The 18,895-nt window shown below is 60.7% G+C and carries 16 protein-coding genes and 2 pseudogenes; 10 read left to right on the top strand and 8 right to left on the bottom strand.

The genetic code is table 11. The features are described 5' to 3' along the window. Positions 1-98: 98 nt before the first annotated feature. Genes nadD through leuS form a run of 5 tightly spaced genes read right to left on the bottom strand, consistent with a single transcriptional unit; the run spans position 99 to position 6,016 of the window. Positions 99-737: a nicotinate-nucleotide adenylyltransferase gene (gene nadD, locus VOI35_RS04665; protein WP_407276722.1), complete on the bottom strand. Its 639-nt coding sequence runs from the start codon at positions 735-737 to the stop codon at positions 99-101. Beyond that, a complete protein-coding gene (locus VOI35_RS04660; RefSeq protein ID WP_407276721.1) occupies positions 730-2,013 on the bottom strand; it encodes a glutamate-5-semialdehyde dehydrogenase in 1,284 nt (427 codons plus the stop codon). The genes nadD and VOI35_RS04660 overlap by 8 nt, the downstream gene beginning before the upstream one ends. 38 nt (positions 2,014-2,051) lie before the next feature. Continuing rightward, positions 2,052-3,059 (bottom strand): DNA polymerase III subunit delta, encoded by a 1,008-nt coding sequence (gene holA, locus VOI35_RS04655; RefSeq protein WP_407276720.1) that lies wholly within the window; start codon positions 3,057-3,059, stop codon positions 2,052-2,054. Next, on the bottom strand, positions 3,056-3,559 hold the full coding sequence (gene lptE / locus VOI35_RS04650) for an LPS assembly lipoprotein LptE (RefSeq protein ID WP_407276719.1): 504 nt from the start codon (positions 3,557-3,559) through the stop codon (positions 3,056-3,058). The genes holA and lptE overlap by 4 nt, the downstream gene beginning before the upstream one ends. A 3-nt stretch (positions 3,560-3,562) precedes the next feature. Next, positions 3,563-6,016: a leucine--tRNA ligase gene (gene leuS, locus VOI35_RS04645; RefSeq protein ID WP_407276794.1), complete on the bottom strand. Its 2,454-nt coding sequence runs from the start codon at positions 6,014-6,016 to the stop codon at positions 3,563-3,565. A gap of 96 nt (positions 6,017-6,112) precedes the next feature. Here leuS and VOI35_RS04640 point away from each other — a divergent pair, with 96 nt between their 5' ends. The 3 genes and pseudogenes from VOI35_RS04640 to VOI35_RS04630 form a co-directional block, all read left to right on the top strand. Next, complete coding sequence (locus VOI35_RS04640) at positions 6,113-6,469, top strand: hypothetical protein (protein WP_407276718.1); 357 nt, start codon at positions 6,113-6,115, stop codon at positions 6,467-6,469. 28 nt (positions 6,470-6,497) lie between these two features. Beyond that, a complete protein-coding gene (locus VOI35_RS04635) occupies positions 6,498-6,677 on the top strand; it encodes a hypothetical protein (RefSeq protein WP_407276717.1) in 180 nt (59 codons plus the stop codon). A 7-nt stretch (positions 6,678-6,684) separates the two neighbouring features. Further along, positions 6,685-6,990 (top strand): annotated as a pseudogene (locus VOI35_RS04630) (DUF488 domain-containing protein); the annotation flags it as partial. Positions 6,991-7,104: 114 nt separating this feature from the next. Here VOI35_RS04630 and cysS read toward each other — a convergent pair. Further along, positions 7,105-8,487, bottom strand: a complete 1,383-nt coding sequence (cysS, locus tag VOI35_RS04625; RefSeq protein WP_407276716.1) for a cysteine--tRNA ligase — start codon at positions 8,485-8,487, stop codon at positions 7,105-7,107. A gap of 102 nt (positions 8,488-8,589) precedes the next feature. Here cysS and VOI35_RS04620 point away from each other — a divergent pair, with 102 nt between their 5' ends. The 7 genes and pseudogenes from VOI35_RS04620 (at position 8,590) to VOI35_RS04590 (ending at position 15,577) form a co-directional block, all read left to right on the top strand. Beyond that, complete coding sequence (locus VOI35_RS04620; RefSeq protein WP_407276715.1) at positions 8,590-9,099, top strand: peptidylprolyl isomerase; 510 nt, start codon at positions 8,590-8,592, stop codon at positions 9,097-9,099. Between the two features lie 6 nt (positions 9,100-9,105). Next, positions 9,106-9,870, top strand: a complete 765-nt coding sequence (locus VOI35_RS04615; RefSeq protein WP_407276714.1) for a UDP-2,3-diacylglucosamine diphosphatase — start codon at positions 9,106-9,108, stop codon at positions 9,868-9,870. Beyond that, positions 9,867-10,442: a CDP-diacylglycerol--glycerol-3-phosphate 3-phosphatidyltransferase gene (gene pgsA, locus VOI35_RS04610; RefSeq protein ID WP_407276713.1), complete on the top strand. Its 576-nt coding sequence runs from the start codon at positions 9,867-9,869 to the stop codon at positions 10,440-10,442. Before VOI35_RS04615 ends, pgsA begins: the two co-directional genes overlap by 4 nt. Positions 10,443-10,456: 14 nt before the next feature. Beyond that, positions 10,457-11,218: a lysophospholipid acyltransferase family protein gene (locus VOI35_RS04605; RefSeq protein WP_407276712.1), complete on the top strand. Its 762-nt coding sequence runs from the start codon at positions 10,457-10,459 to the stop codon at positions 11,216-11,218. 52 nt (positions 11,219-11,270) lie between these two features. Then, complete coding sequence (ovoA, locus tag VOI35_RS04600) at positions 11,271-13,373, top strand: 5-histidylcysteine sulfoxide synthase (RefSeq protein WP_407276711.1); 2,103 nt, start codon at positions 11,271-11,273, stop codon at positions 13,371-13,373. 3 nt (positions 13,374-13,376) lie between these two features. Next, entirely contained in the window at positions 13,377-14,582 is a 1,206-nt protein-coding gene (locus tag VOI35_RS04595) for a MalY/PatB family protein (protein WP_407276710.1), read from the top strand. Positions 14,583-14,696: 114 nt separating this feature from the next. Further along, positions 14,697-15,577 (top strand): annotated as a pseudogene (locus VOI35_RS04590) (IS481 family transposase). 116 nt (positions 15,578-15,693) lie between these two features. Here VOI35_RS04590 and VOI35_RS04585 read toward each other — a convergent pair. Continuing rightward, positions 15,694-18,216 (bottom strand): PepSY domain-containing protein, encoded by a 2,523-nt coding sequence (locus VOI35_RS04585; protein WP_407276709.1) that lies wholly within the window; start codon positions 18,214-18,216, stop codon positions 15,694-15,696. After that, positions 18,213-18,890 carry a Fe2+-dependent dioxygenase gene (locus VOI35_RS04580; RefSeq protein ID WP_407276708.1) on the bottom strand — a complete coding sequence of 226 codons (678 nt, stop codon included), beginning with the start codon at positions 18,888-18,890 and terminating at the stop codon, positions 18,213-18,215. Before VOI35_RS04580 ends, VOI35_RS04585 begins: the two co-directional genes overlap by 4 nt. Between the last annotated feature and the right edge of the window lie 5 nt (positions 18,891-18,895).

Raw genomic sequence — 18,895 nt, 5'->3', positions numbered from 1 at the left:
AGCCCCTCCAACACGACAACAACCCGGATCGAACAGTTGCAAAGCCCATCACGGGGTGTGACTACGGCGAGGCGGACTGAATAAATCCCGGGCAGGATTCATTCCACAAGTTCCTGGGATGTTTCCAACTGGAGCCGCACCCCCTCAGGCACGAGATAACGGATCGACCGACCCGCCGCCCGCGCCGCGCGAATGGCCGTGGCGGAAATATCCAGGCGGGTGATCGACAGCGGGACGATACCACCCGCCGGGCGGGTTTTGAGCTCATCGGCCGTCATCGACCGCTCGGCGAGCAATGCCGCTGCCTCGCCCACGGCCTGCGCGCCCGGTCGGGTCGCCACGGCAAGATGGGCATAGTGAAACAATTCCTGCCAACGATGCCAACGGGTCAGGCCATTGAACGCATCCATCCCAAGGATGAGCACGCGGTGATGGTCTGGATAATCCGCCGTCATCGCCTGCAGTGTCTCCACCGTGTACGAGGTACCGGCTCGCCGGATTTCGCGATCATCGGCAAAAAACCCCGGTCGATCAGCAATCGCCGCCTGCACCAATGCGAACCGCGTGGCGGCCGCCAGCACCGGCGCGGGCCGATGCGGCGGGTTGGCCGAGGGCACGAAACACAGTCGTTCTAGCGCGAGCGCGGCAAAGCTCTCTTCCGCCAGCCGCAAGTGGCCGAAATGCACCGGATCGAAGGTGCCGCCCAGAATGCCCAGCAGCGGTGCGCCCTCAGCCACGAATGTGCCCGTCCCCCAGCACGATGAATTTCTGCGAGGTCAGACCCTGCAGCCCCACCGGCCCACGGGCGTGAATCTTATCCGTGGAAATACCGATTTCCGCGCCGAGTCCGTATTCAAAGCCATCGGCAAACCGGGTGGACGCATTGACCATTACGGAGGCCGAATCCACTTCCCGCAAGAAGCGTCGTGCTGTGGCGAGGTCTTCGGTCATGATGGCATCCGTGTGGTGCGAGCCATAGGTTTCGATGTGGTCGATGGCCGCATCCAGCGAATCGACCACCCGCACGGCGAGGATCGGCGCCAGATACTCCGCATGCCAATCCGCCTCGGTGGCGGCAACGACCCCGCCCCCCAGAATGGTGCCCAGAATGGCTTGGGTGCGTGGGCAACCGCGCAGTTCTACCCCTTTCTCCGCATAGAAGGGCGCGATCATGGGTAAAAACGATTCAGCCACGGCGGCATGCACCAGCAGGGTTTCCATGGCATTACACACGCCGTAGCGATGGGTTTTCGCGTTGAGGGCGACGGCCACGGATTTCTGCAAATCCGCCTGGGCATCCACAAAGACATGGCAGACCCCATCCAGGTGCTTGATGACCGGCATCCGCGCCTGGGCGGTCACGAGTTCGACCAAGCCCTTGCCCCCGCGCGGAATCATCACATCGATGAACTGATTCATGCCGAGCATCATGCCGACCGCCGCACGATCGGTCGTCGGCACGATCTGCACCGCATTCGCTGGCAAGCCCCCGTCATCCAGTCCGGCGCGGATCACCGCCGCCAGGGCACGGTTGGTAGCCGCGACTTCCGAACCGCCCCGCAAAATCGTGGCATTGCCGGACTTCAGACACAGGGCGGCGGCGTCGATGGTCACATTCGGGCGGGATTCGTAAATGATGCCCACCACCCCGAGCGGCACCCGCATCTTGCCGACCTGAATGCCGGTCGGGCGATACACCAGCTCGCTGATTTCACCGACTGGATCCGGCAGTGCCGCAATCTGTCGGACGCCATCGGCCATTTGTTCGATGCCCTTGGGCGTGAGCGTGAGGCGATCCAGCATCGCCGCCTCCATACCGCGCGCCCGCGCCGCAGCCAGATCCTCGGCATTGGCCGCCAAGAGTTCCGGTTCGGCGCGCCCGAGTGCCTCGCTGATTGCGCGCAACGCCCGGTTCTTATCCGCCGTGGTCACACTGGCCAGCGCACGGGCCGCCCGGCGCGCCGCCGCCCCCAGTTCCGTCATCAAGGTTTGCAGGGATTGAGTTTCAGTCATTACAAGCTTCCAAACGATTCATGCACGATTTTCCCATTTTATTCAATCGCTTGGGGCAATCGCCCCACACAGGCGGCCAGCGTGATCCGATCGAGCAATTGCCAGGGATCCGCCGCCAAAACCCCTTTGACGGCACGGTCGATATCCGCCGTGCGCCCCAGGAGTTGCTGCCAAAAGCCGGCCGGGGAGCGCCGTGCGGCTCGATCATAGTGTGGCGCCCGGCTCTTGGGCACCCCACTAGATCCCGCCGAGCCTGCCGACCAACGGCTCAACAGCCGAAATTCGCGGCTGAGCACCCACAACAGCAGGATGGGTTCCACGCCTTCCTGCCGCAAACGGCGCAGCAGATGCAAGGCACGCCGCCGATCCCCTTCGACGATCGCCGCCCCCAGATCGAAGGGATTGAAGCGGGATTGATCCGTGAGCTGCGCGAGGAGTGTCTCCCCGCTGATCTCGCCCTGCGGCGCCAGCAAAGCGAGTTTGTCCAGCTCTTGCCGCGCGGCCAGTAAATTGCCTTCCACCCGATCGGCCAGCAGTGCCGCCGCCTCGGGATGCAGGCGCAGACCGAGCGCGGCCGCCCGATCGCTGATCCAGCCCGGCAAGGCGGTGCGCGCAACCGGCCAGAAGGTGATTTGCACGCCCGCCTCGCTCAAGGCCGTGAACCAGGCCGATTTTTGCGTGGCGTGATCGAGTTTGGGCAAGCTGATCAGCCAAATGTCTTCAGTGGATTGCGCCTGCACAGTCTCCGCCAGCGCCCGCAGGAACTCGCCGCCTTCTTTGCCCGGTTTGCCGCCCGGAAGGCGTAAATCGATCAGCCGCCGTTCGGCAAAAAGCGATAGATTCGATTGCGCCAGTTGCAGTTGGCGCCAATCAAAACGCCCCTCCACATCGTAGCGCGCCCGTTCGGTGGCACCCGCCCGCTGCGCCGCTGCGCCAATGGCGGAGCGCGCCTCATCCAGCAGCAGCCACTCGTCGCCGGTCAGGACGAACAATGAGGCCACGCTGCGTTGCAGCGCGGCAGGCAGTTGCTCCGGCTTCAGATTCACGGCGTCGCCGCGGGCGCGGCCATCAAGCGGTAGAACAGCCGTTGCGCGATGCTTTCGGCCAGCTCTTGGCGAATCTGCGCCTCATTGCCCGAGGACGCCAGCACGCCCACCGGATCGTAGTTGTAATTACGCGCCAATCCGAGGGTTTGTTCTGCCGTGCGGCGGCCATCCGGAAAAGACAGGTGATAACGAAGCTGTTGATACAGCTCGTATTGCTGCACGACCGCCTGCGGCGTTACCACCGCCACGCGCTGAGTCACTGAGTTTTGATCGATCACCAGCGTCGCCGTCGCCTCGGCCGGATTGGTGACCAACGCGCCATTGCTGTTGACAAACAGATTCGCCAGCGCCTGATACACCGGGTCATTCGATCCCATGCCCTGCACGAAAACTTTGGCATAGGCCGGGTTGAGCGCAGTGACCCCGCGCAGGTGATACCCACACCCGGCGAGCGTCAACCCCAACCAGATCGTCAGCAGCCAAGCGAGCGCGCGGCGCATCGTTCAGCCCACCACCAGGTTGATCAGGCGACCCGGCACCAGCACCACTTTGCGCAGGGTTTGCCCCTCGATGTGGCGCTGGACATCCGGATGCTGCAAGGCGGCGGCTTCCTGCGCAGCTTTGTCGGCGGAGGCAGGCACCAGCACCTTGCCGCGCAGCTTGCCATTGACCTGCACCACCAGTTCGATTTCATCCCGCAGCAACGCCGCCGCGTCAACCACTGGCCAAGGCGCATCGATGACCAACCCAGTGCCCCCGACCGCGGGCCAGAGCGCATGACCGATATGCGGGGTAATCGGCGCCAGCATGCGGATCATGCCCTGCAATGCCTCGGTCAGTACCGCGGCATCCGCCGGTTGATTCAGGGCAAATTTATGGATTTCGTTGAACAGCTCCATATTGGCCGCGACCACGGTATTGAAGGTCTGCCGCTTTTCTACATCATCGGTCACCCGGGCGATGGTTTCATGCAGTTTGCGACGCAGCGCCCTGGCGGCTTCGTCCAGTTCAGCGGGCACGGGCGAGACCGGCTGCCAGCCGGCCTGCTTGCGGTCGTACACCTGACGCCAGAGGCGTTTCAGGAAGCGATGCGCGCCCTCGACACCGGCATCCGACCATTCCAGCCCCAGTTCCGGCGGCGCGGCGAACATCATGAACAGCCGCACGGTGTCCGCGCCGTACTCCTCGATCAGCGGCTGCGGATCGACGGTGTTGCCCTTGGACTTGCTCATCTTGCTGCCGTCCTTGTTCACCATGCCCTGCGTGAGCAGGCGGGTGAACGGCTCGGCCATGTCCTTGGCGACCAGACCTTCATCGCGCATCAACTTGTGGAAGAACCGCGCGTACAGCAGATGCAATACGGCATGCTCGACCCCGCCGACATACTGATCCACCGGCAACCAATAATTGGCGCGGTCATCCAGCATGCCCTCGGTGAAATCCGGGCAGGTGTACCGGGCGTAATACCAACTCGACTCGAAGAAGGTATCGAAAGTGTCGGTTTCGCGTTCCGCCGCGCCCCCGCACTCCGGGCAGGTGGTTTCGATGAATTCGCGCGACTGTTTGATCGGCGACTGCGGACCGTTCATCACCACATCAGTCGGCAGCACCACGGGAAGTTGGTCGTCCGGCACCGGCACCGCGCCGCAATGCGGGCAGTTGATGATCGGGATCGGGCAGCCCCAATAGCGTTGGCGCGAAACACCCCAATCCCGCAGGCGATAGTTGATTTGCACCTTGCCCTGCTTCTTGGCTTCGAGGTGCGCGGCAATGGCATCGAAGGCGGCGTCAAATTCCAGCCCGGAAAATTCAGCCGAATCGAACAGCTTGCCCTTGGTGGTCATCGCTGCAGCCGAGTAATCATGCGGCGTGGCGGACTCGATCACCGGCTTGACGGGCAAACCGTATTGCCGCGCGAACTCCCAATCTCGCTGATCGTGCGCGGGCACGGCCATGACCGCGCCGGTGCCGTATTCCATCAGCACGAAATTGGCCGACCAGACGGGAATCGCCGCGCCGGTCAAGGGATGCGTGACGGTGATGCCGAGATCGACCCCCTCTTTCTCCATCGTCGCCAGTTCCGCTTCCGCCACCTTGTGATGGCGGCAACGCTCGATATAGGCGGCGATGGCGGGATTGCTTTGCGCCGCCTGTTTGGTCAGCGGATGCTCGGCGGCCACGGCCAGGTAGGACACGCCATAGAGGGTATCCGGCCGCGTAGTGAATACGGTCAGCCGCTCCTGTTCATTCAGCGCGAAATCGACCTGCAAGCCGCGTGAGCGGCCAATCCAGTTGGCCTGCATGGTGCGCACCTGCTCCGGCCAACCGTCCAGTTTTTGCAAATCATCCAGTAATTCATCGGCATAGTCGGTAATCTTGATAAACCACTGCGGAATCTCGCGCCGCTCGACCAAGGCACCGGAGCGCCAGCCGCGCCCGTCGATCACCTGCTCGTTGGCCAGCACGGTCATATCCACCGGATCCCAGTTCACCACCGCCGTTTTCTTGTAGGCCAGCCCCTTGCGCACCAGGCGGGTGAACAGCCACTGTTCCCAACGATAGTATTCCGGCGTGCAGGTGGCGATTTCCCTCTGCCAGTCATAAGCCAGCCCCAGGCGCTGCAACTGGCCGCGCATGTAATCGATGTTCTCGAAGGTCCAGCGCGCCGGCGCATCGCCATTCTTGAGCGCCGCGTTTTCTGCGGGCAGGCCAAAAGCATCCCAACCCATCGGTTGCAGCACATTCTTGCCGCGCATCCGCTGATAGCGGGCAATCACATCGCCGATGGTGTAATTGCGCACATGCCCCATGTGCAACCGCCCGGACGGGTAGGGAAACATGGACAGGCAATAGAACTTTTCTCGGGTCGGGTCTTCCACCGCACGAAAGCAATGATGCGCCTGCCAATGGCTCTGGGCGGTGTCTTCAACTTGGGCGGGGAGGTATTGCTCGTTCAGCATGGGCAAGTTTTTGGCAAAAGCGTAAAAAGGCGCTTAGGATAACGAAAAAACCCGCCCGGCACACCGTGAACCGGCGCCTATCGGAGGTATATCATGACGCAGGAATCCCCGCTCAGCCTGAGCGACCGCTACTACCACTGGCTTGCGAGCATTTACGCGCGCTTGATCGACACCGAACAACGCGCCATCGACCGCCAGACCGATCAGTTGATTGATGAAGCGAGCGACGAGCATCTGCATCCGGCCGGGGTTTATCACCCGGACATGGTGGATACGCTACGGCTCGAAATCGCCGCCGCCCGGCAGACCCTCCGTCACGATCGCAGCGCATTTGCCGAAGAATGGCGCACGATCGAAGCCGATCTCGCGGTCAAGTTGCTGTCGGTGGCCGATCCAACCGAAGTACAGCTCAACGCCCTGCGCAGTGCCGCCTCGTCCAAAAAGTCATGAGATCACCAAAAGTCATGAGGCCATCACCATGAAGCGCGGTCTCAGCCGGGCAAGCTGGGTGGTGGCAGTGGTGGTGCTACTCGGACTCGGCGGCTGCAGCCAGGTCAGCGTGATCTCGCAAGACGGCAGCACCTCGGTTCGAGGCAGCAATATGCAACTCTACGGCACGATCAATCAGTCCTACACGCGCACGACCCGGTCACCTTGAGGCAACGATGGACGGCCAACCCATCCCGATCCAACGGGTGTATGCAGCGCCAGATCCAACGCTTGGCGCGCGGATTCTGGTGGATCGGCTCTGGCCACGCGGGCTCAGCAAGCAGGCGGCGGCGCTGGATTTATGGTTGAAGGACATCGCACCCAGCGCGGAATTACGCCGCTGGTTTGGGCACAATCCGGCACGATTCGCCGAATTTTCCGCCCAATACCGCCACGAGCTGGACAACAACCCCAAGGCACTAGCCACCCTGATCAGCTATGGCAGGCGCGGCTCGATGGTGTTGCTTTACGCCGCGCGCGACCCACAGATCAATCATGCCCGCGTGCTGGCCGAGTATCTTGCTGAACGGTTATCCAACCCAACGACAATCGCCCCCCCCCCCCGCAGTCTGACCCGCAGGCCTGCGCGCCGTAGATCAAGCCCGCCGCCAGGTGGTTACTCCGGCCTTATCCTCCAGCACGACACCCGCCGCCGCGAGTTCATCCCGAATGGCATCCGAACGGGCAAAGTCCTTGTTTTGTCGTGCCGCGTTCCGCTCGCTGATTTTTTGTTCGATCTCGGCGTCGGTCATCACCTGCTCGCCCGCCGCGCCCGTCGCCGGAACCCAACGCAAAAATTGTGCGGGCGGATGCTGGCCGAGATTCAGGATTTCACCCATCGCCTGCGCCGTGGCCAGCCAGGCCGGATCGCGCTGCCGATTCCACTGCGCGATGCATTCGAACACCACGGCCAGCGCCTCGGGCGTATTGAAATCATCATCCATCGCCGCACGGAACCGCGCCATCGGTTCCGGCAAGGGCGCAATGCCCGAAAGCACCGGCGCATCGGCCAATGCCTGGTACCAGCGCATCAGGCTCGCCCGCGCCGCCTCCAGATTCGCGTCAGAATAGTTCAACGGACTGCGATAGTGGCTCGCCAGCACGAAATAGCGAATCACCTCCGGGTGATACCGCGCCATCACTTCGGCCACGCTGAAGAAATTGCCAAGCGATTTCGACATTTTTTCTTCATTGATGCGCACGAAGCCGTTGTGCATCCAGTAATTCACATAGGGATGCCCCGTCGCGCATTCGCTTTGGGCAATTTCGTTTTCATGATGCGGGAATTGAAGATCCTGCCCACCGCCATGAATATCGAAGGAATCCCCCAACAATTGCGTGGACATGGCCGAGCATTCGATGTGCCAGCCCGGACGCCCCTCACCGAAGGGCGCTTCCCAGTGGGGGTCGCCGGCTTTCGGCGCTTTCCAGAGGACAAAATCCAGCGGATCGGTTTTTGCCTCATCGATTTCAACCCGCACGCCCGCGCGCAAATCCTCGGGCTTGCGATGGGACAGCGCGCCATAGGCGGGAAATGTCGAGACATCAAAATACACATCGCCATTGGCCGCCCGATACGCATGCCCTTTTTCGATGAGGGTTTCGATCATCGCGATCATGCCGCCGACATGCTCGGTCGCGCGGGGTTCGGCCGAGGGCGGCTGGCAACCCAAAGCGGCCGCATCGTCGTGCATGAAGGCGATATAGCGTTCCGTCAGCGCCTGGATGCTTTCGCGGTTTTCTGCGGCCCGCGCAATGATTTTGTCGTCGATGTCGGTAATGTTGCGGATATAACGCACGGTATAACCGCTCGCCTGCAAATAGCGCACCACCATGTCGAACACCACCATGACGCGGGCATGGCCGATATGGCAGCGGTCGTACACCGTCATGCCGCAAACATACATGCCGACTTGATTGGAGATGCGCGGAATAAACCGGCGTTTGGTGCGTTCCTTCGAATCGTAAATATGCAGCATGAGGCTCTCTTGGCATTTATCCGTCAGCGGGGGCGTGTATGATTGCGGCTTTGCCGGTGAATCTCAACCATTCCCCCGTCAATTCCACAAAGGAACCCTGTTATGAGCAATCCCCGCGTCGCGCTGACTACCCGTCTTGGCACCATCACCCTGGAACTCAACGCCGAAAAGGCGCCGGTGACGGTGGCCAACTTTCTGGCCTATATCGATAGCGGCCACTATGTCGGCACCCTGTTCCACCGGGTGATTCCCGGCTTCATGGCACAAGGCGGCGGCCTCACCCCGGACATGAACCAGAAAAAAACCCTGCCGCCGATCGAGAATGAAGCAGCCAATGGCCTGAAAAATACACGCGGCACGATTGCGATGGCGCGCACGGGCGATCCGCACTCCGCCACCAGCCAGTTTTTCATCAACCTGAAGGACAATGGCTTTCTCGACTTTACCGCACCGCATCCGCAGGGCTTTGGTTATGCCGTCTTTGGTCAGGTCGTTGACGGCATGAGCGTCGTCGATGCCATGGCCACCCTGCCCACCGGTCGGCGGATGGGGCATAGCGATGTACCGGCGGAAGATATCGTCATCACCGAAGCCAAACGCGTCGAAGGGTAAACCGCGATGGCGGAAACGCTCATCATCGCGGATTTGCATTTAAGCGCCGCGCACCCCCAAACCGCCCAGGTTCAGGCTTTGTGCGCCCGGGCAAGTCAGGCCGCTGCGCTGTATATCCTGGGCGATTTGTTCGACTACTGGGTCGGGGACGATCAACCGCTCACCCCCGAACTCGAAGACGCGCTCGAATCGCTGGCCGCACTGCCCTGTCCGAAGTTTTTTATCGCCGGCAACCGGGATTTTCTGGTGGGTCAAACACTACTCGACAAGCTCGGCGCGCAGGCGCTGCCCGATCTGTTTGTGCTCGAACAGGGGAGCCAACGGCTGTTGCTCTGTCATGGCGATACGCTCTGCACCGACGACCTCGCCTATCAGGCCATGCGCCAACAATTACGCAGCCCGGCCTTTCGCTGCGATTTCCTCGCCAAACCTCTGGCCGAACGCATCGCCGTCGCAGAAGCCCTGCGGGCGCGCAGCAAAACGGAATCCAGCCAGAAGCCCGAAGACATCATGGATGTGAATGAGCAGTCGGTTCAGGCCGTCATGACCCGCCACGAGGCGCATGTACTGATTCACGGCCACACCCACCGCCCGGCCTTGCACCGCCTGCCCGCCGGTGGCCTGCGCGGTGTGACGGGAGACTGGCACGACGCGGGTTGGTTGATTGCCTGCACAGACCAGGCCATTCGCCTGGAGCGTTTCGACACGACCGGCGCAGGCACCGTGGTCGATCAATCTCCCTGGCCGAACGCGCCACAGGTGTCCGCATGACGCTGCCCTTATTTCTGACCTGGTTGCGGATTGCCGCCATCCCTTTGCTGGTGCTGGTGTACCTGTTCGCCCCTTTTGAAGCCGCCCGACCGCTTTCCGCCTGGATTTTCGGTCTCGCCTCGGCCACGGATTTTCTCGATGGTTATCTCGCGCGACGCTGGAACCAGCAAAGCTCGTTCGGCGCCTTTCTCGATCCCGTCGCCGACAAACTGATCGTCGCCGCCGCCCTGATCCTGCTGGTTCTGTCCGCCCAGGGCGACTGGGTGGTGGCGCTGTCCGCCATCATCATCATCGGCCGGGAAATATTCGTTTCCGCCCTGCGTGAATGGATGGCCGAAAGCGGCAACCGCGCCGCCGTGGCGGTCTCGCAAATCGGCAAGCTCAAAACCGTGGTGCAGATGTTCGCCATCATGTTCATGCTGAACTGGTATCCCCTCTGGGATGTGGTGCCCGTGTTTACCATCGGCTACTGGCTGCTCGTCGTTGCCGCCGCGCTGACGCTGCTTTCCGGGGTCTTGTACGCCCTCGCCGCCGCGCGCGCCGTTCGCGCCCGCAAAAAAGCCAAACCCTGACCCACCCTCGCCGCATGCGCAGACTATTCCCTGCCCTCCTCCGACTATTTCGACTGCTGGGACATTTTGCGCAGGGACTATGGCTGACCTATACCCGCGCTCATCGTTCGGCGGAACAACAGACTTTGATCGTGCAACGGTGGCTCGCCGCAGTGCCCGGCCTGATCGGTGTCGAGGTGCGGCACAACAATCCGCCGCCCTCGGAATCGGGGGGCGCGCTGTGGGTCGCCAATCACATCTCGTGGCTCGACATCCCCCTGCTTGGCGGCCTCGCGCCCGGCGTGGTGTTTCTCGCCAAGGAAGAGATTCGCCGCTGGCCGATCATCGGCGCCCTGGCGACCGGTGCCGGCACCCAATATCTGCAGCGCGGACGGGGCAGCGAAGCCGCCTATCAGGCCATTACTGCCGGCCTGGCCTCGGGCAAACGGGTTGTCATTTTTCCGGAAGGCACCACCACACGGGGCGATCAGGTACGCCGATTCCATCCCCGGCTGTTTCAGGCCGTGCTGGATCACCCCGCGCCCATTCAGCCAATCGCTATTCGCTACCAGGACGCCAGCGGCAGCCCGGCTCGATCTGCCGCCTACATCGATGATGACAGTTTTCTGGGCTCCCTGTGGCGCGTGCTCACCGCCCGTCAGCTGGTGGCCGAAGTGGTTTTTTTGCCGCCACAATCTCCGGCGATGACCCGTGACAGCTGCGCCACGCAGGCAGAACAAGCGATTCGCGCACAACGCTTTCCTGAGGAATTGCCCCCGCCGGTTAACGAAATTTGATCTAGGCTCACTAAACTGCACAGATTCCTCTTCGTTCGATCAAGGAACCCCCATGACCTGGATTTGCCCGCCCCGCCTGTCTGGCACTGATCCTGAGGCCAAGCGCGCCGAGATTCACGCCTACTTCCACGCCACGATGGATACCTTCGAGCGCTTGTTCAGCCTGCTCAAGGACGACACCGTGTTTTATCAGCGCCCCGAACGGCTGCGGCACCCGCATATTTTCTATTTCGGCCATACGGCGGTGTTTTTCATCAACAAACTGGTGCTGGCCAAATTACTGCCTGAACGACTGAACCCAATATTCGAATCCATCTTTGCGGTCGGCGTCGATGAAATGAGCTGGGATGATCTGAACGATGCCCACTACGACTGGCCCACGGTTGCGCAAACCCGCGCCTATCGCCAGCAGGTGCGTGCGGTGGTCGATCAACTGATTCAAACCCTACCGTTGACTTTGCCGATCGATTGGCAATCTCCCTTCTGGCCGATCCTGATGGGCATCGAGCACGAACGCATCCATCTGGAAACTTCCTCCGTATTGATTCGCCAGACGCCGCTGGAGTCCGTCGTCGCCCAAGCGGATTTCCCGCCCTGCCGCCTCGTAGGCGCCGCGCCGGAAAATATCCTGATACCCGTCCCGGCGGGTACCGTCACCTGGGATAAAAATCTCGATTTTTACGGCTGGGATAACGAATACGGCCAGCATCGAGCCCACTTGCCCGCCTTCCGTGCGGCCCGCTACTTGACCAGCAATCAGGAGTTTTTGGCATTCATCCACGCGGGCGGCTACCACAAGGATCACTATTGGAGCGAGGAAGGTCTGGCCTGGCGGCAATTCCGTCAGGCAGAGCACCCCATTTTCTGGGTTGCCGATGAGCGTCAACCGCATGGCTACCGCTTGCGCTTGCTGGCAGAGGAAATCCCCCTGCCGCTGAATTGGCCGGTCGAAGTCAACCATCTCGAAGCCGAAGCATTTTGCCGCTGGCGATCCGAAACTGCGGGCATCCCGGTTCGTTTGCCGTATGAAGACGAATGGCGGCGGTTGCTGCAGGTTTCAGGCATTGCCGATCAGGCCGACTGGCAGCATGTGCCCCCGGCCAATATCGCGCTGGGTCACTGGGCGAGCCCCTGCCCGGTCGATCAGTTTGAGCAGGGCGCGTTTTTTGATGTCGTCGGCAATGTCTGGCAATGGACAAACACGCCGATCTACCCCTTCGACGGCTTCGCGGTTCATCCACTGTACGACGATTTCACCACGCCCACCTTCGACGGCAAGCACAATCTCATCAAAGGCGGTTCGTTCATCAGCACCGGTAACGAGGCGCTCCAAGCTGCCCGCTACGCCTTCCGGCGGCACTTTTTTCAGCACGCCGGATTCCGGTATATCGAAAGTGCTTATGTCGAACAATTAACGGCCAGCCGCTACGAAACGGATGCGCTGATCAGCCAATACAGTGAATTTGGCTGGGGCGATGAGTATTTCGGCGTACCCAATTTCCCGGAACGCACGGCGCGCATGGCGCTCGCTGCGCTGGACGGACGCCCCCGCCGCCGGGCGCTGGATGTCGGCTGTGCCATCGGCCGCAGCACGCTCACGCTCGCCACCGGCTTTGAACAAGTGATCGGGCTGGATTTCTCCGCACGATTCATCGCGGCGGCTGAACGGCTGCTGGCCGAAGGCCGCTTGCGTTACACCCTGCCGACCGAGGGGGAACTCGTCGAATTCAAAGAGGCGGCCTTACCCGCAGCCCTGGCCGCCGTCGCGGATCGAGTCGAATTCTGGCAGGCCGATGCCTGTAACCTCAAACCGCAATGGTCCGGTTTCGACCTGATTTTCGCCGGCAATCTGATCGACCGGCTGTACGATCCGGCGGCGTTTCTGCAGCAGGCCATCACACGGCTCAATCCGGGCGGGCTCCTAGTTCTTACCAGCCCTTATACCTGGCTGGAAGAACACACCCCCAAGGCGCGCTGGCTGGGCGGCATCCGACGGGATGGCGAATCCATCACCAGTTTCGAAGGCTTGCGCGGCCAACTGGAACCCACCCTGCGCTGCATCGACCGGCAGGATGTACCGTTCGTCATCCGCGAAACCGCACGCAAATTCCAGCACAGTCTGGCGGAATTCAGCGTGTGGGAACGGGTTGAATGATTCATGACCGAAACGAACGCCACACAACCTGAACTTCCAGCCGAACGGGACGGCGTACAAGCCGTCGAGCGCCGGAACAGCGACTGCATCAAATACGACAGCCTCGCCGAACGGTTTGGCCGAGCGGATCTGATTCCCCTCTGGGTTGCGGATCTCGATTTTGCCGCGCCTGCGAGCGTGCAGCGCGCGCTCAGCCAGCGCGCAGCGCATCCGATTTACGGCTACACCCGCTATCCGCCCGAGTTCTTTGCCGCCATCGTGCATTGGCAGGCCACACAACACCGGTGGCAGATCCCGCCAGAAGCCATCCTGCCGATGCCCGGCACGGTTCCGGCGCTGGCGCTGATCGCGCAGACATTCAGCCAGCCCGGCGATGGCATCGTCGTCCAAACCCCGATCTACCCACCGATCCACCAGCTTCCCGCCAACCACGGGCGCCGCCTGCGCGAGAACCCGCTTAGACACACGGCGACGGGCTACGAGATTGACTGGGACGACCTGGATCAAGAACTCGCCGGAGCCAAATTATTTATCCTCTGCGCGCCGCATAACCCGGTCGGCCGAGTCTGGCGACAGGAAGAACTGCAACGAATCATTGCCTTATGTAAAACCCACGGCGCGATGATCGTAGCCGATGAAGTCCATGCCGATCTGTGCTACGCCCCGCATCGGCATCAACCCATTGCCCCTCTCGCCGCAGCCGAAGGCGTCGCCGTCATCACCCTGAATGCGCCCTCCAAAACCTTCAATATCGCCGGACTGAATACCGCCTATGCCGTTGTGGAAGATGCCGGGCACCGCGCGGCACTCCAGCGGCGTATCGAACAGGCCGGGCTGGCTTCCGGCAACCCGTTCGGCATCCGCGCATTGATTGCCGCCTATACCGAGGGGCGAGCCTGGCACGCGGCATTGATGCAGACACTCGCCGCTCGGCGCAAGCAGGTGCTGGATTTTTTTGCAACCCACGATCTGGGCATCCGCGTGCAGCCGCCAGAAGCCACCTACTTACTTTGGCTCGATTGCCGTGCGCTGATGACGCGCAAAGAATTATCCGATGACGCCGCGCTGGCGCGCTTCTTCATCGATGATGCCGGGCTCGCCCTGAATCCCGGGATCAGTTTCGGCACCCCCGGAACCGGCTTTATGCGGTTGAATATCGGCACGGATGCCACCCGAATTCAACAGGCGCTAGATGTGATCTCTCAATAGGTTGTTCACTCGGGGTATACCCGGAGAATTGGGGCTGCGAAACCCATCCAATTTCCGGAGACCCGAATGAACAGTCATTAAAATGCCCGATTAACGCAGCGCGGTCGAGCCCTTTTGGTCGAACGCATTCTCGAACACGGCCTGCGCCCGGAAGAGGCTGCTCAGGCTGCCGGGGTGAGCGTTCACACGGCGTACAAATGGCTGAGCCGTTTCCGCGAAGAAGGGCTGCCGGGTCTGTTCGACCGCAGCTCGCGTCCGCATCACTGCCCGCACGCACTCCCTGAAGCGACCTGTGCGCAAATCGTCGCCGCGCGCAGCGAACGCCAGACTTACCGGCAGATCAGCCAGACGCTGGGCGTTGGCCACAGCAGCGTCGGGGCTTGAACCGGCTCGCCAGTCTTGAACCTGCGCCGCCGATCCAGCGCTACGAGCACGAGACCCCCGGCGCGATGCTGCACCTGGATATCAAGAAACTCGGGCGCTTTGCCCGCCCCGGCCACCGGGTCACGGCGGATCGGACGGTGAACTCGCGCGGCATGGGCTGGGAGTACGTGCATATCGCCATCGACGATCATTCGCGCGTCGCCACGGCCAATGTGTTCCCTGACGAGACGGCCCACTCGGCCTGCAAGGCATTGTTGCAGGCGGTGCGGGTTTACCGCCGTCTGGGTATCCGTTTCGAACGGGTGCTGACGGACAACGGCGTGGCGTACCGCTCGCGCAAATTCGCACGGCTGTGCCGCCGACTCGGTATCCGTCACAAGCGGACGAAGCCCTATACGCCGCGCACCAACGGCAAAGCAGAACGCTTCATCCAGACAGCCTTGCGCGAGTGGGCCTACGCGCGAAGCTATGAATCGTCCTGCCAGCGCACCGAGCATTTGTCAGAATGGCTGCATCGCTATAACTGGCATCGGCCACACGCCAGTCTGGGATACTTGCCCCCCGTCAGCCGCTTGAATCCACTGAATAACCTGGTGGGATTACACAGCTAGAGCAAATTTACCGCGCAGTGCAATCGCGGTAACCGAGTCAGGATGGGGTAAGCCCGTCGCGACTAATCGAGTTGAAAATGGGCATAAAACCCATTTTTCAACAACCTGTTAGGCGGTCAATAGACATCTTGTCGATAGCGCCCAGACCGTCGGAATTCACGCCATTTTTCCGCACCCAGCACGCTAGCAAACACGGAGGCGACTGCAGGCGCCATGCCTTGCGCACTACCGCAGACGAAAACGACCGCCTGATCATCGAGATACTTCTTAACCTCGCGGTGTGCAGCACCCAGTTTGTGCTGTACATAACGCATCTCTCCGGCAGTTGGTATTCGAGAGAACACCCAATCAATCCGTTCAATAAAGCCCTGGGTTTCCCACAAACGCCACATTTCCGACCAATACGCATCCTGCGGTGTTCGCTCACCCAGTATTAACCAGTTGCGACGCGCACCTGCTGCAATTCGGGCTTCAATCTGGGCGCGGATGCCCGCCATACCCGTACCATTGGCGATGAACAAGCAAGGGACATTCGCATCAAGCATGGGCAGAAATGACGGATTCTGCCGCAAACGCACGGTTACGCTTTCTCCCAGACGGGCATGAGCGGTCAGCCAACCAGAGGCCAGACCCAACTCACCCGCTGCGTTTTTTACCTGTCGAACAAGGAGTCGAACGATCCCCGCATCAGGTAGTGATGCGACGGAGTAAGTCCTCGCTGCCAAACGGGGCAAACCATCGACCCAGGACTGCAAATCCTGCGGCGAGGGATTCACGGGCGGCTGATGGAGTTCTCGGTTAACCAGCACCTCCTCGATCTGCAACTGCTGTTCACCCACCATAACCGGCTGCCCGGCCTCGATCCCAACCTTATTCAGCCATTGAAGAACATGGTCACGAGCGTGCTGCGGCAATATTTCAACCAAGGCGCCCGCCTGCCAATTGGCATGAAGCGTATCGGGACAGGCCAACTCGATCTCATAAGTCGCGCCACCGACCCCACTGGGATTGAGCAGTTGACGCCGCCGAAGCTGCCACTGCGCCGTATCCGCCTCCGTCTGCGTTTTCGAATCAGCGGAGCAAACTGCGGCGATTTGCACAAACCAGTCGTTAATCGTTGCGGGATCTGCCTGATCAACCTTGCGCAAAGGGAACCACTCAACCGCCTGTGCGGCCAGCAGGCGCGCCCGCAGTTCCTCGGCGAAACCGCAAAATTTTTGATACCGGCGATCACCCAGACCCAAAATGGCAAAACGACGCCCAGTCATGGACAGGTTGGGTTGAAACAGCGTCTCGAAAGCCCCCGCAGCGTGATCCGGCGCTTCACCATCGCCAAAAGTACTGACGATGAATAAGAGGACGGAAGAAGCGTCAATGTCTCGGGGTGACAAGGCTTCCAATGGCAGAAACTTCACTTTTTTCTGCGCCGCCTCGATCCGCTGTGCCGTCATTTGCGCCAATCGCTCGGCCGTACCTGTTTGACTGGCGTAGACCACTAGAATCGCCGCACTTTCGGGGGCGGCATCCGTTGAATGCCGAAATTTACGGCGCAGATACAGCCACCCCCCACTCAGGAAAAACAACGGCAACGATAAACTGGCAAAAAACATGACCCACACGCCAGCAATGCCGAAATATTCACCGGAGTGAAGCGCGAACATGCTGCGAACCAAACGGGTGCCCACAGGCTGATCGGCAAAGCGCTGATCGGCAAGAACCGCGCCGGTGGACGGATTCAGTTGCAATGTGTTGAACGCGCGCTGATGCGGCGTTTCAGAATCTTGCCACATTACTCGCAGGGCTTCGTCCGGCTTCGCTGGAACAAAAAACTGCACCCGCGTCGCGGGAAGCCTCGACAATCGATCCGAAATCGCCTGCCAATCCAGTGCGCCCTGGCTGGCTTCAGCCAGTTTGAGCGCCACCGGTTTCCCCTTGGGCGCACCGGATAGCTCATGCCATAAGTTACGCGACCAATCGTAGGACCAATACAGTCCCGTCAAGATGACCAACACGAAAGGCAACAGAAACCAAGTCCCGAAAACAGAATGCCAAGAATGAATTTTGGCGGCAGCCGAACCGCGCTGAATCGGAACCAGCCAATATTTAAGCCCGGCTCGGCGCAACCGAATCAAGATACCGGAAATCGCCAGCGCCAAAAAAATCAGTGCGGATGCGCCAGTAATGGCTTTTCCGACCTCACCGGCGAGTAACCGGCGATGAAGATTTTCTACCGTGTGAAAAAACTCTTCTCCTCGCGCCTTGCCTAACAGCTCACCCGTGTACGGGTTAACAAATTCCCCCTCAGGTCTACCGCGCGTTCGGAATCCAACCCAAACACTGTCTTCCGGGTTGCTCGTCCAGCGCAGCGTGGCAATAGGTTGCGAGCGCTTCTGTGCCTCGATTCGGGCAACCAATTCAGGCAGGGGTAGGACGGCTCCGGCCTCTGGCACCACGACGCGCATGACACCGGGATTGACCCAACGCAACAAATCATCCTGGAAAGACATGATCGCGCCTGTGGCACCAACAACGGCCAGCACCAGACCGGCGAGAATACCGGCCCAACGGTGGAGCCAACGAAAAGATGCCTGGACGAACGGTCGATCTGCGACATGCAGCTTGGATTGATGCACCATCATACCTCCGCCCATTGCCGCAGCAGGTTGTGGTACAAATTGGTCAAATGCAGAACTTCCGCGTCATCGCCTATTTTGGCTCGCAGTCGTTGAATGGTTTGATCGAGCTCGAAGAGCTGCAAGCGGCGCGCATCATCACGAATCATGCTTTGAATCCAGAAAAAAGATGCCACCCGAGCCCCCCGGGTAACCGGCATCACGGCATGCAAACTTGAGGACGGGTACAGGATGAGATCCCCGGCCGGTAATTTGACCTCATGCTGACCGTAGGTATCGTGCACCACCAACTCGCCGCCGTCGTATTCCGTCGGTTCAGCCAGAAACAATGTGCAGGAAAGATCCGTTCGCAACAGACTGCCATCCGCCTCGTGACGAACGGAACCATCAACATGGAAACCATAATGCCCCCCGCCAGCGTAATGATTGAATAATGGCGGAACGACTCGTCGAGGTAATGCGGCGGCAAAATACAATGGATGTTTCGCCAATGCGCTGAGAATTTTTTTCCCCAGGGCGATGGCGAGTGCAGATCCGGGGTCAAGCTGCCGGTTTTGCTTAACGCGAGCGCCTTGTGCGCCCACGGTTTGGCGACCATCAACCCAATCGGCAGCATCCAATTGTTGCCGAAATTCAGACACTGTGTTTTTGTCTAATACCTCTGCCAAATGCAGCATCATGATTA

Source organism: Halothiobacillus sp. DCM-1, from assembly GCF_045689735.1.
Taxonomy (GTDB): domain Bacteria; phylum Pseudomonadota; class Gammaproteobacteria; order Halothiobacillales; family Halothiobacillaceae; genus Halothiobacillus.
Note: the sequence above shows the minus strand (reverse complement) of the source record. Positions and strands in the feature narration are given on the sequence as shown.